Source organism: Leclercia sp. (genome assembly GCF_036780805.1).
Classification (GTDB): domain Bacteria; phylum Pseudomonadota; class Gammaproteobacteria; order Enterobacterales; family Enterobacteriaceae; genus Enterobacter.
Map to the genome: position 1 here is coordinate 889695 of NZ_DAIQCE010000001.1, position 13235 is coordinate 902929.

At 56.4% G+C, this 13235-nt stretch carries 13 protein-coding genes and 1 pseudogene; 7 read left to right on the top strand and 7 right to left on the bottom strand.

The genetic code is table 11. The features are described from left to right. Positions 1-7: 7 nt before the first annotated feature. Genes pgaB through pgaD form a run of 3 tightly spaced genes read left to right on the top strand, consistent with a single transcriptional unit; the run spans position 8 to position 3788 of the window. Positions 8-2023 carry a poly-beta-1,6-N-acetyl-D-glucosamine N-deacetylase PgaB gene (pgaB, locus tag V7Q49_RS04110; RefSeq protein WP_333849460.1) on the top strand — a complete coding sequence of 672 codons (2016 nt, stop codon included), beginning with the start codon at positions 8-10 and terminating at the stop codon, positions 2021-2023. Beyond that, positions 2020-3354 carry a poly-beta-1,6-N-acetyl-D-glucosamine synthase gene (pgaC, locus tag V7Q49_RS04115; protein ID WP_333849461.1) on the top strand — a complete coding sequence of 445 codons (1335 nt, stop codon included), beginning with the start codon at positions 2020-2022 and terminating at the stop codon, positions 3352-3354. Before pgaB ends, pgaC begins: the two co-directional genes overlap by 4 nt. Next, positions 3351-3788 carry a poly-beta-1,6-N-acetyl-D-glucosamine biosynthesis protein PgaD gene (pgaD, locus tag V7Q49_RS04120; protein WP_333849462.1) on the top strand — a complete coding sequence of 146 codons (438 nt, stop codon included), beginning with the start codon at positions 3351-3353 and terminating at the stop codon, positions 3786-3788. Before pgaC ends, pgaD begins: the two co-directional genes overlap by 4 nt. A 103-nt stretch (positions 3789-3891) precedes the next feature. On the opposite strand, the gene V7Q49_RS04125 is transcribed toward pgaD, so the two are convergent. Beyond that, complete coding sequence (locus V7Q49_RS04125) at positions 3892-4941, bottom strand: NAD(P)-dependent alcohol dehydrogenase (RefSeq protein ID WP_333849463.1); 1050 nt, start codon at positions 4939-4941, stop codon at positions 3892-3894. A gap of 112 nt (positions 4942-5053) precedes the next feature. Between V7Q49_RS04125 and V7Q49_RS04130 the strand changes: the two genes are divergently transcribed. After that, positions 5054-5455, top strand: a complete 402-nt coding sequence (locus V7Q49_RS04130; protein ID WP_333849464.1) for a winged helix-turn-helix transcriptional regulator — start codon at positions 5054-5056, stop codon at positions 5453-5455. Positions 5456-5516: 61 nt separating this feature from the next. Here the strand turns inward: V7Q49_RS04130 and V7Q49_RS04135 are convergent, their stop codons facing one another. Beyond that, a complete protein-coding gene (locus tag V7Q49_RS04135; protein WP_333849465.1) occupies positions 5517-5834 on the bottom strand; it encodes a YebG family protein in 318 nt (105 codons plus the stop codon). Positions 5835-6064: 230 nt separating this feature from the next. On the opposite strand from V7Q49_RS04135, the gene V7Q49_RS04140 reads away from it, so the two are divergent. After that, the gene (locus V7Q49_RS04140) at positions 6065-7330 is read left to right on the top strand and encodes a Y-family DNA polymerase (RefSeq protein WP_333849466.1); all 1266 of its coding nucleotides are present in this window, start codon (positions 6065-6067) and stop codon (positions 7328-7330) included. Between the two features lie 439 nt (positions 7331-7769). Here V7Q49_RS04140 and V7Q49_RS04145 read toward each other — a convergent pair. Next, positions 7770-7871: pseudogene (locus V7Q49_RS04145) on the bottom strand (SOS response-associated peptidase); the annotation flags it as partial. Positions 7872-7990: 119 nt separating this feature from the next. Between V7Q49_RS04145 and V7Q49_RS04150 the strand changes: the two are divergent. Beyond that, positions 7991-8392: a type II TA system antitoxin MqsA family protein gene (locus V7Q49_RS04150; protein WP_333849468.1), complete on the top strand. Its 402-nt coding sequence runs from the start codon at positions 7991-7993 to the stop codon at positions 8390-8392. Positions 8393-8450: 58 nt separating this feature from the next. On the opposite strand, the gene V7Q49_RS04155 is transcribed toward V7Q49_RS04150, so the two are convergent. Further along, positions 8451-9128, bottom strand: a complete 678-nt coding sequence (locus tag V7Q49_RS04155; RefSeq protein ID WP_333849469.1) for an SOS response-associated peptidase — start codon at positions 9126-9128, stop codon at positions 8451-8453. A gap of 83 nt (positions 9129-9211) precedes the next feature. Between V7Q49_RS04155 and V7Q49_RS04160 the strand changes: the two genes are divergently transcribed. Further along, positions 9212-10039 (top strand): DMT family transporter, encoded by an 828-nt coding sequence (locus V7Q49_RS04160; RefSeq protein WP_333849470.1) that lies wholly within the window; start codon positions 9212-9214, stop codon positions 10037-10039. Between the two features lie 5 nt (positions 10040-10044). Here V7Q49_RS04160 and V7Q49_RS04165 read toward each other — a convergent pair whose 3' ends face one another. The 3 genes from V7Q49_RS04165 to V7Q49_RS04175 form a co-directional block, all read right to left on the bottom strand. Then, entirely contained in the window at positions 10045-11880 is a 1836-nt protein-coding gene (locus V7Q49_RS04165; RefSeq protein WP_333849471.1) for a glycoside hydrolase family 15 protein, read from the bottom strand. Positions 11881-11928: 48 nt separating this feature from the next. After that, complete coding sequence (locus V7Q49_RS04170; protein ID WP_333849472.1) at positions 11929-12810, bottom strand: SDR family oxidoreductase; 882 nt, start codon at positions 12808-12810, stop codon at positions 11929-11931. A gap of 206 nt (positions 12811-13016) precedes the next feature. Then, the gene (locus tag V7Q49_RS04175) at positions 13017-13214 is read right to left on the bottom strand and encodes a hypothetical protein (RefSeq protein WP_333849473.1); all 198 of its coding nucleotides are present in this window, start codon (positions 13212-13214) and stop codon (positions 13017-13019) included. Positions 13215-13235 lie beyond the last annotated feature (21 nt).

Sequence of the window (13235 nt, forward strand, 5' to 3'; positions counted from 1 at the left end):
GCGCATCATGATGAAACGATGGCTTCTCGCCGCGAGGGTAATCGTCGGGTGGATGATGATGAGCATGTGTGCATTGGCCGCGGCACCGCGTTATCTTCCTCCCGCCGAGCGAGCGCCGCTGTATGCGGACCAGCGCTGGCCCACAAACAGCTTTCTTGTGCTGGCCTGGCATGACGTGGAAGACGGCGCCGCCGATCAGCGCTATCTGTCCGTGCGCACCAGCGCCCTGAACGACCAGTTTGCCTGGTTGAATGATAACGGCTACCACCCGATTAGCGTGCAGCAGGTGCTGGATGCCCATGCCCGGAAAATCACCTTGCCTGAAAAGGCGGTGCTGCTGACCTTTGATGATGGATACAGTAGCTTCTCGACGCGCGTTCTGCCGCTGCTTCGGTTGTTCAAATGGCCTGCTCTGTGGGCGCCTGTCGGCAGTTGGGTGGATGCACCGGAACACTCGATGGTGGATTTTGGCGGACTAAAGACGCCGCGGGAAAAATTTGCCACCTGGAAGATGGTACGCGAGGCCAGCGAGTCGGGATTGGTGGAAGTGGGTGCGCACACCTGGGCATCCCATTACGGCCATCAGGCCAATCCGCAAGGCAGTAAGGAGCCCGCGGCCGCTAACCGTTTTTACGATAAAACCAGCGGGCAGTACGAAACGGATGCGCAGTTTGAACAGCGTATGAATGCCGACCTGTCGCGCATTTCGGGCAAAATCAAAGAGGTCACCGGGAAAGCTCCGCGAGCCTGGGTCTGGCCCTACGGTGCGGCGAGCGGGACAACACTGAAGCTCGCGCATCAGCAGGGCTACCAGATGGCTTTCACCCTGAACCAGGGGCTGGCGAATGCCGCCAATCTGGAAGACATTCCCCGGGTGCTGATTTCCAACAACCCTTCGCTGCGTAGCTTCGCCAGCCAGATAGCTCAGGTCAGGGAACCTGATACCATGCGGGTTATGCATATCGATCTCGACTATGTGTACGACAAAAACCCGACTCAACAGCGTAAAAATATCGATCTGCTCATCCAGCGTGTTTTCGATATGAAGATAACCCATGTCTTTTTACAGGCCTATGCCGATCCGAAAGGGGACGGCAACGTCCATGCCCTCTATTTCCGCAGTCGCTGGCTACCTATGCGGGCGGATCTGTTTAACTTCGTTTCCTGGCAGTTGCAGACCCGTGCCGGGGTGAAAGTTTACGCCTGGATGCCGGTACTGGCGTTTGGGTTAGACTCCTCGGTGCCTCGCGTGGGGGCGTGGTCGTCAGACACCGGACGAATTGCGCCAGATAACCGCCACTATTTGCGCCTGTCACCCTGGAATGCGGTTGCCCGCCAGAGAATCAACGACATCTACGAGGACCTGGCGCGCCATGCCAACTTCAGCGGCATCCTGTTCCACGATGACGCTTTTTTGACCGACTTTGAGGATGCCTCCCCGGATGCGCTCAAAGCCTATCGTCAGGCAGGCTTCCCGGACAACCTCGCGCAGATCCGCGCCAACCCGGAGCTGCTGGCGCGCTGGACGCGCTTTAAAAGTCGCGCCCTGATTGATTTTACCCGACAGCTCACGCAAACCGTGCGTGCCGTGCGCGGCCCACAGGTCAAAACCGCCCGCAACATTTACGCCATGCCGGTACTGGATCCGCAGAGCGAAACCTGGTTTGCGCAGAATCTGAATGATTTTCTTGGCACCTATGACTGGACCGCCCCGATGGCGATGCCGCTGATGGAAAATGTCCCGGTCAACGATGCCAATGCCTGGCTGGACAGACTCGTCGGGCAGGTGGCCCGTTACCCTGGCGCGCTGGATAAAACGGTTTTTGAACTTCAGGCACGCGACTGGCGTAAGGGGGCAGGGCAGGACAGTGTTAGCAGTGAAATGCTTAACGGGTGGATGCGGCAGCTCAAGCTGAGCGGTGCCGGAAACTATGGCTATTACCCGGACGATTTCATTAACGATCAACCCCGGATGGCAGAGATCCGTTCTGCTTTCTCCTCTTACTGGTATCCGCAAAAATGACCGATCGCCTCATCGCCTTCCTGATCCTTTGCCTGATGTTCAGTTTTCCGCTCGGCGTGGCGGTGATTTTTACCGGTGAAGTGATCCTTGATTTCGTCTTTTTCTGGCCGCTGTTTATGTCGGCCCTCTGGATAAGCGGTGGGCTTTACTTCTGGTTCCACCGCGAGCGCCACTGGCCATGGGGGCCGGGCACACCGCCACCTACGCTCGCAGGCAATCCGCTGATTTCCATTCTTGTGCCGTGCTTTAACGAAGGGGTGAATGCGCGTGAGACTATCGAAGCGGCGCTGGCGCAACGTTATGAAAACATAGAAGTGATTGCTATCAATGACGGTTCTAAAGACAACACTGCGGCCGTGCTGGACCAGTTAGCGAGTGAATATACGCGGCTGCGGGTGATTCATCTGGCGGAAAATCAGGGCAAAGCGGTAGCCCTGCAGGCGGGTGCCGCGGCGGCGCGCAGTGATTTTCTGGTGTGCATTGATGGTGATGCGCTGCTGGATAAGGATGCGGCGGTGTATATGGTCGCACCGCTGCTAAATTACCCTCGCGTGGGGGCCGTGACCGGTAATCCGCGTATCCGTACCCGTTCAACGCTGATTGGGCGCGTCCAGGTGGGGGAATTTTCATCTATTATCGGCCTCATCAAGCGTACCCAGCGCGTCTATGGTCAGGTCTTTACCGTTTCCGGAGTCATTGCCGCTTATCGCCGTCGCGCCCTGGCAGAGGTGGGGTACTGGAGCCCGGATATGATCACGGAAGATATTGATATCAGTTGGAAGTTACAACTGCGCCACTGGTCAATTTTCTTCGAACCTCGTGCGCTGTGTTGGATTTTAATGCCCGAGACGCTGATAGGGCTTTGGAAGCAGCGTCTGCGCTGGGCGCAGGGGGGGGCGGAGGTGTTTATTGTCAATATGCGTCGCTTGTGGAGCTGGGAGTACCGGCGCATGTGGCCTCTGTTTCTTGAGTTTTGTATGTCAACCGCATGGGCCTTTGCCTATGCCGTCACCATTCTGTTGTTTCTCATCGGGCTGCTTATTCCGATGCCCGATTCTTTATATGTTCAGCACCTTTTCCCACCGGCTTTTACTGGCCTGATGCTGGGCGTGGTCTGCCTGGTGCAGTTCGCGGTCAGTCTGTTTATTGAACGACGCTACGAGAACGGTATTGCGGCGTCACTGTTCTGGGTTATCTGGTTTCCGGTGGTGTACTGGATGTTGAGCTTGTTCACTACGCTTGTGGCTTTCCCGAAAGTCATGCTGCGCCGCAAACGCAGCAGAGCTCGTTGGGTGAGTCCCGATCGCGGTATTGGGAGGTTAAAACCATGATCCAACCTTTAATTTTTACTGAACAACGGCTGTTTCCACGCGCGATGGACTCCCTGTTAACAATCGTTGCCTGGCTGGGGTTTAGCTGGCTGATTTTCAGTGGTCTGCTAAACGCGATTGAACATGATCCTTTATTGGGGGCCAGGCCGTTCTACACCACGCTCAGTACGTTGCGTATCTACCTGCTGGTGGCCAGTCTTATTGTTCTGGCGCTGATCGGCTGGGCAAAATACAACCAGCTGCGCTTTCGTATTGAACGTCGTAAGCGTCGGCCTGGACTTGAGCGCCATGAAGTTGCGGCAAGTTTTAATATCACCCCCGAACTGGCGCTAATGATGAGTCAGGCCCAGGTCTTTACTCTCGGCCATTATGATACGGGGGCAATTGACCGCGTGTGGATGGCGAAAATCCTCACTCACGCGCAGAGCGAGTAACGAAAAACCTGCCGGTAATTCGGGATGTTTGCTGGCAGGTTTTTTATGGATTACGGCTCGCCAGGAATTGAGTCAGCGTCGGTAATACGCCAATCTCAGAGGGCTACCAGTTCGTCGCCTGCATATCAATGACAAAGCGATACTTAACGTCCCCTTTAAGCATCCGGGCAAAGGCTGCCTCGATATCCTCGCCGCCAATCATTTCAATGTCGGCGGTAATATTGTGCTCGCCGCAGAAGTTCAACATCTCCTGGGTTTCCTGAATGCTGCCAATCGACGAACCGCTGATGCTTAAGCGTCGAAATACCATGGGCGTAATATCCGGCGCGTTGTGTGGCTGATCCGGAATGCCTACCAGCACCAGACGGCCATTGGTTTTCAGCGTGGCCAGATAAGGATCCAGATCGTGCGGTGCCGCTACGCAGTCAATGATAAAGTCCAGCGAGGTCTGGCAGGCGGCCATTTGCGCGGGATCGCGCGATACCACCACCCGTTGTGCCCCCAGACGACGGGCATCTTTGCCCTTTTCCGGGGAGGTCGTAAACAGCGTTACTTCCGCCCCCATCGCACTGGCCAGCTTCACTGCCATATGGCCTAAACCTCCCAGACCCACAACCCCAACACGATCGCCCGCCTTGACCTTGAAATGGCGCAGCGGCGACCAGACCGTCACCCCCGCACACAACAGCGGTGCAACTCCGGCAAGGGGCAGGTTTTGCGGTACAGCAACCACAAAATGTTGATCGACAATCACGCTCTGCGCATAGCCGCCCAGGGTTCTTTCCCCGGTATATTTATCAATGCCGTTGTAGGTCGCCGTAAATCCCGCTTCACAGTACTGCTCTTCGTGGTGCTTGCAGAAATGGCACTCGCGGCAGGAGTCGACCATCACGCCCACACCGACGATATCGCCGGGCTTAAAACGGGTGGCCTCGTCCCCAACGTCCACGACGCGTCCGACTATTTCATGTCCCGGCACCAGGGGATACTGACTCACCGCCCACTCGTTACGCGCCATATGGAGATCGGAGTGGCATACGCCGCAGTAGAGGATCTCGATTTTGACATCCTGCTTTTGTAACGCGCGCAGCGAAACCTGGCCGGATGTTAAGGGTTGTGCCGCGTCATGGGCGACTAATGCGTTGATTTTCATCTTACCTCTGGAATGTGCTGGTGTTGGCTACCTCAGGGGGGCAGACTATAGTCAACAGGGTTCCATATTGATAGTAGTTACCATTTGGTGACCATAAGCAGAGGACAGCACAATGCCAGCCTGGGTTGAGGGTAAGCTTTTTTTCTATGCGGATTCGCCGCCGCGCCGCCTGATGGAACTCTTTTCAGTTAAATGGAGCACCATGGTGCTGCACGCGCTGTATCACTGGCCGGATGAACGGGCCCGCACCGGTGAATTACAACGCAGCCTGCAGGGGATTTCCAAAAAAATGCTGTTCCAGACGCTGAAAGAGCTGGAGATGCGGGGGCTGATCGCCCGCCATGTGTATGACGTGATCCCACCCAAAGTCGATTACCGTCTCACTCCACTTGGCAGAACCTTTGCCGAGCCCATTGAGCACATGTACCAGTGGGGGTTAGACAATCAGTCGGCGCTGGATGAAATGGATATCTGTTATCAGGCCGCGTCGTCTGAATCCGCTGTGGATCCCTGAACGCAAAAAAAAAGCCGTAAGCAGTTTCCCGCTTACGGCGACAGAGGATGTCTTCTGGCGATCAGGCCGCTTTCACTGCTCTGATTTTTTTACTGCCTTCTGCATCTGACTCTGTTTTATCTGTTGCAGCTGGAGCATTGAGATCGGGAAGCTTGCTGGTACGCAGAATATGCTGCACGGCCTCTTTCTGCTCCGCAAGATACAGCCCAAGATTCTCGGCCTGGGTTTCATCCATCTGCATGCTGCTTTGTAACAGCCAGTCGGTGAACGCTTCTGCCAGGTCGAGCAGTTTGTCGTGAGCGTCAGCCTCTTTCTTACTGGCAAATGTCATTTTCTCTTCACCTTTTCTTACGACAACAAATTTTGTTTCAACAGCCATTATGCGCCTCCTACTGTAATTATATACAGTATAGCACTTCCCGGTCTGTGTTGCAGCCAAAATGTGCTTGCCTGCCTTGTGGGCAGGGGGCTGGTTGATACGGTTACCGTCAGCACCTTGATTTCGCCATAAATTCATAGATACTGTATAAATATACAGTTAAATGGATTTGATACTATGCCATTCATCCTTCCGCGCGTTACCGCGCCCGTTAAAGCGCGCCAATAATCATGTTTGCGCTTGTAGACGTGAATAGCTTCTATGCCTCCTGCGAAACGGTGTTTCGCCCGGATCTCAAGGGGCGCCCGGTGGTGGTGCTGTCGAATAACGATGGCTGCGTTATCGCCCGCAGCGCCGAAGCGAAAGGGCTGGTGACCATGGGCGCGCCGTATTTCAAACAGCGAGAGATTTTCCGCCGCCACGGGATTGTGACCTTCAGCAGTAATTACGAACTCTACGCCGATATGAGCCACCGGGTGATGACCACCCTTGAGGAGATCGCTCCCCGGGTCGAAATCTACTCCATTGATGAGGCTTTTTGCGATCTCACCGGCGTCAGTAATTGTCTCAATCTGGAGGTTTTTGGCCGTGAAATTCGGCAAACGCTGCTGCAACGTACGCATCTGACCGTCGGGGTCGGTATTGCGCCAACCAAAACGCTCGCCAAGCTGGCGAACTTCGCGGCGAAAAAATGGCAGCGGCAGACCGGCGGCGTGCTCGATTTATCCAGCGTTGAGCGGCAGCGTAAACTGATGGCGGCGCTGCCCGTCGAAGAGGTGTGGGGCGTCGGGCGGCGGTTGAGTAAAAAGCTCGATGCGATGGGAATCAAAACCGCGCTGGATCTGGCGGATACCCATACCGCCGTGATCCGCAAACACTTCAGCGTGGTACTGGAGCGCACCGTGCGGGAACTGCGCGGCGAACCCTGCCTGGGGTTTGAGGAATATCCGCCGCATAAGCAGGAGATTATCTGCTCCCGCTCGTTCGGCGAGCGGATCAGCGATTATGAGTCGATGCGCCAGGCCATCTGTAGCTATGCCGCCCGTGCCGCCGAAAAAATGCGGACCGAGCACCAGTACTGCCGGTTTATCTCCGCCTTTGTGAAGACCTCGCCATTTGCGCTGAACGAGCCTTACTATGGCAACAGCGCCTCAGTCAAACTGCTGACGCCCACCGAGGACAGCCGGGATATTATTAACGCGGCAACGCGCTGTCTGGATGCCATCTGGAAAGAGGGGCTGCGCTATCAGAAGGCCGGAGTCATGCTGGGCGATTTTTTCAGCCTTGGCGTCGCGCAGCTCAATCTGTTTGATGAAAATCCTCCCCGGCGCAACAGCGCAGAGCTGATGGCGGTTATCGACGAACTTAATAAAAAAGAAGGGCGCGGCACCCTCTGGTTTGCCGGGCAGGGCATCGAACAGCAATGGCAAATGAAAAGAGAGATGCTATCTCCCCGATATACCACGCGTTTCTCTGATTTATTACGGGTAAGATAAGTCTTTATCGCGGAAATATTATGGATAGCGAAAAGAAATATAGGCGAAAAGGCAGTTTTTTATACGATATATCCCTGGTCGATTGATAATTGCGTTAAGGTGGTGGTTCTACTCACCTGCCCGGAGGGGCTATTCCCAACCTAAAATTTGAGTGCCCGGTTTGCACAAGTACGCGATTTCGTTTTACTACGTTTAGCCCAGCGCAAACCCAACCTCATGGTGCTGTATGTTCCGTCTGTGGAACCCGCCTCACCCCCCACTCATGCGTGCCACTCCCGAAAAGGAGACGCTGGCCAAAACAGGTTGTTTAAGTGTAAAGCGGGGGCCCGATTGGGGCCTCCTGAATGGTATTTTGCCGCTTCGCTTACGACACATTTTATATTTGTAGAGTGTGAGTAAATTCCAGTAAATAACGGTTATCAATTTCATCCGCTTTATTTTACGCGCGGCTGTTCTCCTCAATTAATTCCGGTCCCTGATTTTTCACATTCCCCACCGCCCGGGTAACGGCGTGCCAGTGGAACTGATCGGCGGGAACTGCGGCCATCCTCGCATTTCAACATCAGCTATCTTTACTTGCTATTTTCGGCGATTTAACCTCTTTGCACAATTTGGCATATAGGATAGCGTGCTGGTGGTGTCATTTAAGGAGCTATGAAGATGAAATGTCCTGTTTGCGGTGGCGCGGAGCTACAACATGAAAGCCGCGATATTGCTTATGAATACAAAGGCCAGAAAACGATCTTTCATGCCGTTAAAGGGCAGTTTTGCGATGCGTGCGGCGAAATTATTTTCGGCAATGGAGAAGGGGATGAGTACTTCGCCGCCATTCTGGAATTTAACCGTAAGGTCAACGCCGAAGAGGTTGATCCAAACTTCATCGCTAAGGTGCGTAAACGCCTGAATCTGGATCAGCGGCAGGCGGCTGAAATTTTCGGCGGCGGGGTCAATGCCTTTAGCCGTTATGAAACGGGACGTGTCGCGCCGCCACGGCCATTAGTATTGTTGTTTAAAGCGCTGGAAAAACATCCTGAACTTCTGGACGAGCTGAAACAGGCTTAACCGGGCATGATGCCAGGCAAGAAACGATTCTCAGGCGATGGGGCGGCACGGTTAGCGGTTAAGGGGTGCTGATTCCCTCAATTAGTTCCGGCCCCTGATTTTTCACATTCCCCACCGCCCGGGTAACGGCGTGCCAGTGGAACTGATCGGCAGGAACTGCGGCAGTGTGGGCAATCTCTTCTGCGTCCTGGCCGCTCACCGACTCGCGCAGCCATTCCCGTGCCGCCTCAGGCGTTAATACCAGCGGCCGCCGGTCGTGAATATCCACCAGCCCTTTATCCGCTGCGGCGGTGACGATCAGGAACCCTTCAGCCTCGTCGCCGCGTTCAAACGGCGTGCTGCCGATGGCCGCCATAAAAATCGGTTGCCCGTCGGCGCGAGAGATAAAGTAAGGCTGCTTTTTATCCCCCTCTTTTTTCCACTCAAACCAGCCGTCGGCAAAGACAATCGCCCGGCCATGATGCCACAGCGGTTTAAACATCCGGCTGCTGGCGGCGGTCTCCAGGCGGGCATTGATCAGCGGCGGCTTGTCCCACCAGCCAGGGGCGTAGCCCCAGAAGACCGGGTCGAGATGCAACAGATCCTCACGCTCGCTGAGCAGCAACACTTTGGTGCCGGGCGCGACGTTATAGCGCCCAATAGGTTCCGGGTCGTAGGGGATGTCGCAATCCGCTTCATCGGCCAGAAAGGCAAGATACTCTTCCCGGGTCTGCGCCTGGGCAAAACGTCCACACATAGTTACCTCCGAAGGTTTGCTTAAGTATAGGATAGGGGGCATAGCTGAAGGGCTTCGGGCAGGTTTCACTTGTGAGAGACGATATGACAGGAAAAATAATACTCACCATGCTGGCGTTTGCCGCGAACTCCGTCCTGTGCAGGGTGGCGCTGACCGGCGGATACATCGATCCGGCGACCTTCAGCGATGTGCGGATCCTCAGCGGTGCCCTGTTCCTGGTGATTCTGATGAGCGTCAGAAAAAAACCGGCAGCGAAAATACATTATGACTGGCGCAGCGGCCTGGCCTTAACGCTGTATGTGCTGGCGATGTCCTGGTCCTATCTTAAGATCGATACCGGGACGGGGGCGCTGCTGCTTTTCGGCACCGTTCAGACGGCCATGGTCATCTACGGCTGGCGGCAGGGAGAACAAATCGGTTTGCTGAAGGGTGCAGGGCTGTTTCTGGCGGTGGCAGGAACCGTGCTGCTCCTGCTGCCTGGCGCGCATGCTCCGGAACCGACCAGCGCGCTGATGATGATCGGCTCAGGGCTGGCATGGGCGTACTACTCGGTGAAAGGAAAAAGCATGCCGGAGGCGATACCGGCGACGACGGGAAACTTTATTCTCGCCGTACCTTTCACTCTCATTCTCTCTCTTTTGCCGTCGGTGGAACGATTTGCCCGCGCGCCCGGACTGTTGTTAGCCATCACGTCCGGAGCACTGGCCTCAGGCGCGGCCTACGCCCTCTGGTATACGCTGCTGCCGAGGATGAAGGCCATGACCGCCAGTACGGTGCAACTGAGCGTTCCGTGCCTTGCCACCCTGGGCGGCGTGGTACTGCTTGGCGAAACATTCAGCCTGCGCATGCTGCTGTCGATGTGCGCCGTGCTGCTCGGCATTATGATGGTGATCCGGGCGGGCCGCGCCTGACGGTTTTATTTCTCCTTCCTTTGATGCTCGCTGATGGCCTGCGCCGCGCAGATCAGCGCCAGGTGGCTCAGGCCCTGGGGCATGTTGCCAACCCACGCGCCGGTGCGGGTATCAAACATCTCATTGAAGGTTTCGACGTTGCCGCGGTGGCACAGCGTATGCAGAATCTCATCCATGCTCTCTGCAGCCGCCGCCGGTTCGCCCATCGATGCCCAGGCCTCTGCCAGCCAGAATGAGCAGGCAATAAAGGTGCTCTCCTCCTGCTCAACGCCGCTGTAGCGGTAGACCATCGCGCTGTTATGGCCCAGCTGCTGGTGGATAGCCTTGTAGGTCAGCTTCATGCGTTTCGGGTTCACTGTCATACCGTAGCGTGAAACCAGCCCCAGCGAGGCATCCAGCTGCCCGCCGTCGCCGACGTAGAAACAGTAGAACTGATGGGTTTCCGACCAGCAGTGCTCTTCCACCCAGTCGCGGATCCGGTCCCGCTCCCGTTCCCAGCGCGCCTTCCATGTAGGTTCAATATGGCTGTGCTCCGCCAGCACCACGGCGCAGTCCAGCGCCAGCCAGCAGGACATTTTGGAGTGGGTGTAATGACGCTCTTCCGGCAGCTCCCAGATCCCCGAGTCCTTCATGCGCCAGCGGTCGGCGCACTGATTGGCAAGGTGTCCGAGGAAGCGCGAGGTGCCCGTGTCGAGGATATGGCCCGCTTCAACAAACAGCTTTGCCACCCCGAGCATATCGGCATACATGCTCAGCTGACGCTGGTTACGGGCGTTATTACCCACTCGCACCGGCTGCGAACCCTGGTAACCCTGGAGTTGAATGTACTGCTCTTCCGGTACCAGCTCGCCTTCGAGGGTATAGCAGGCCTGCATCTCCGGGCCGTGCTTGATAATGGTTTTCGACAGCCAGGAAAACGCCGCCTTACACTCTTCAAGGGTGCCCAGATAGGTAAAGGCTTTGATGATCAGGCAGGCATCTCTCACCCAGGCAAAGCGGTAGTCGTAGTTTTTCTTACCGCCGATCCCTTCCGGCAGGGAGGTGGTGGCTGCCGCGGCCAGCGCGCCGGTTGGCGAGTACCAGAGGAACTTCAGCGCCAGCGCGGAACGGATAACGTGATCTTTATAGAGGCCATCGTATTTAAGCCCCTGCACCCAGTCCTGCCAGGCGGCATGGCTGGTTTCGATGCGGTTATCAATCGCCTGAATGTCCGGCACCGCCAGCGGTTCACTCTGGGTGACGAGCAGGGCGACAACCTCCCGGCTGCCCTTCCTGAGGACGATCTCCGCTTCGATCTCCTCGTCATCAGCTCGGGTGATGACGACGTTTTCGCTGGTATGCAGCATCGCCATCAGATCGCCGATATGGTAAACGCTGCCCTTGAAGGTGTCGGACCGCCAGGGCGAGCGCGTTTCGACCATCGTCCCGAAGCGCAGATGGAGCCGGAAAGGCACGGTGCCGCGCACGCCTTCCAGCCGCCGCGCCAGTTCACTCCAGGGCAGACGCCCCGCCAGGGTGCTGTTGATCGATTCGGTTAACAGCACCGTGCCTTCATCCGTCTCATAACGGGTTTCCAGAACGTTGCTGTCCTCGCGATAGGCGCGCGAGACGGTATAGTCAATCGTGGGCGTCAGGCTGAAAAATCCGCCGATCTTCGGGTCAAGCAGCCGGTCGAAAAGGGGCGGCGAGTCCAGGTTGGGCGCGCTCCACCAGTCAATCGAGCCATCCGGGGCGATGAGCGCCACGGAGCGGCCCTCACCAATTGCGGCATAATCCCCCAGACCAATAAACCCTTCCTCGCGTGTGGGCATCGTGTATTTAGCATTTTTCAAATGTGTCATCCCTTTAGTCTGGCGCAGCAGGCCGCGTTATCTTCTCGTTACGGGTAATTAAAGGGTCCCGTTACCCCCGTCTGCACACCAGACCTGGCCCGAGCAATAGCTGCTCTCATCCGAGGCCAGAGTCACATAAAGCGAAGCGATTTCAACCGGCTGCCCCGGGCGTGCCATCGGCGTGCCGGAGCCCATGCTGACGATCTTCTCCTGCGGCTGGCCACCGCTTACCTGCAACGGCGTCCAGTAGGGACCGGGTGCCACGGCATTAACGCGAATGCCTTCACTGGCCAGCTGTTTTGCCAGCGATTTGGTAAAGGCCACGATGGCGGCTTTGGTCTGGGCATAGTCCAGCACGATGGCGTCTGGATCGAACGCCTGTACGGACGAGGTGTTAACGATCGCGGCGCCCGTCGAAAGATGGTTGAGGGCGGCACGGGTGATCCAGAACATGGCATAGACGTTGGTTTTGAAGGTGGCATCAAAGTCGGCGGTAGAGAGCGTGCGAATCGAGGTGGAAAACTGCTGACGTCCGGCATTGTTCACCAGGATATCAAGCCCGCCCAGCGCCGAAGCCGCGCGTTCCACCAGGGTGTCGCAGAAGGACTCGGTGCGAATATCGCCGGGGATCGCGACGGCCTCACGGCCTTCAGCCTGGATAAGTTTGATCACTTCTGCCGCGTCGCTCTCCTCTTCGGGCAGATAGCTGATGGCCACGTCTGCACCTTCACGCGCGTAGGCAATCGCCACGGCCCGACCAATCCATGAATCGCCGCCGGTGATAAGCGCTTTGCGGCCTTTGAGTCTACCGGTACCGCGATAGCTGGTCTCGCCATGATCGGCCTGAGGCGTCATCTGCGAGGCGAGCCCCGGCCAGGGTTGAAGCTGCTCGGGGAAGGGAGGGCGAGGGTACTGATCCGGTGAGTTGTTATGCGACATATCAGGCTCCTTATATTTCGGTGATGAATATAAAGCCTGGCATAATGTGATGAATATCGCGCTTTCAGGCGGAACATTTGAGAAATCAGCCCGTTATCGGGCTGATGTACAGACGGGTTTATCGTGTCACCACGACATCGCTAAAGGTAAAGCGTTTCGGCTGAAAGTTGTCCTGATAGCCAATGCGAATAAACACCCGCAGCGCCTCAAACCAGGCATGTTTCCGGGCCGCTCTGGGTATAGGTGAGAGAGCGAAAGGCTGGTTGATAGAGCGGATCGGAGAAGGTTTTGTTGATCACAGTAGTAACCGCCGTCGGCAATGCAAAACGCTGCAACGCGGCGGGGGTATTGTGTTCTAAATCCGGCTGCACGGGAGCCGGATCGGCCAGGTCTTTATGACGCAATGTGAGGGTGCCGGTCCCGTT

Coding starts and splice junctions, on each gene's coding strand:
- pgaB (WP_333849460.1), top strand. CDS start 8: ATGATGAAACGATGGCTTCTCGCCGCGAGGGTAATCGTCGGGTGGATG.
- pgaC (WP_333849461.1), top strand. CDS start 2,020: ATGACCGATCGCCTCATCGCCTTCCTGATCCTTTGCCTGATGTTCAGT.
- pgaD (WP_333849462.1), top strand. CDS start 3,351: ATGATCCAACCTTTAATTTTTACTGAACAACGGCTGTTTCCACGCGCG.
- V7Q49_RS04125 (WP_333849463.1), bottom strand. CDS start 4,941: ATGAAAATCAACGCATTAGTCGCCCATGACGCGGCACAACCCTTAACA.
- V7Q49_RS04130 (WP_333849464.1), top strand. CDS start 5,054: ATGCCAGCCTGGGTTGAGGGTAAGCTTTTTTTCTATGCGGATTCGCCG.
- V7Q49_RS04135 (WP_333849465.1), bottom strand. CDS start 5,834: ATGGCTGTTGAAACAAAATTTGTTGTCGTAAGAAAAGGTGAAGAGAAA.
- V7Q49_RS04140 (WP_333849466.1), top strand. CDS start 6,065: ATGTTTGCGCTTGTAGACGTGAATAGCTTCTATGCCTCCTGCGAAACG.
- V7Q49_RS04150 (WP_333849468.1), top strand. CDS start 7,991: ATGAAATGTCCTGTTTGCGGTGGCGCGGAGCTACAACATGAAAGCCGC.
- V7Q49_RS04155 (WP_333849469.1), bottom strand. CDS start 9,128: ATGTGTGGACGTTTTGCCCAGGCGCAGACCCGGGAAGAGTATCTTGCC.
- V7Q49_RS04160 (WP_333849470.1), top strand. CDS start 9,212: ATGACAGGAAAAATAATACTCACCATGCTGGCGTTTGCCGCGAACTCC.
- V7Q49_RS04165 (WP_333849471.1), bottom strand. CDS start 11,880: ATGACACATTTGAAAAATGCTAAATACACGATGCCCACACGCGAGGAA.
- V7Q49_RS04170 (WP_333849472.1), bottom strand. CDS start 12,810: ATGTCGCATAACAACTCACCGGATCAGTACCCTCGCCCTCCCTTCCCC.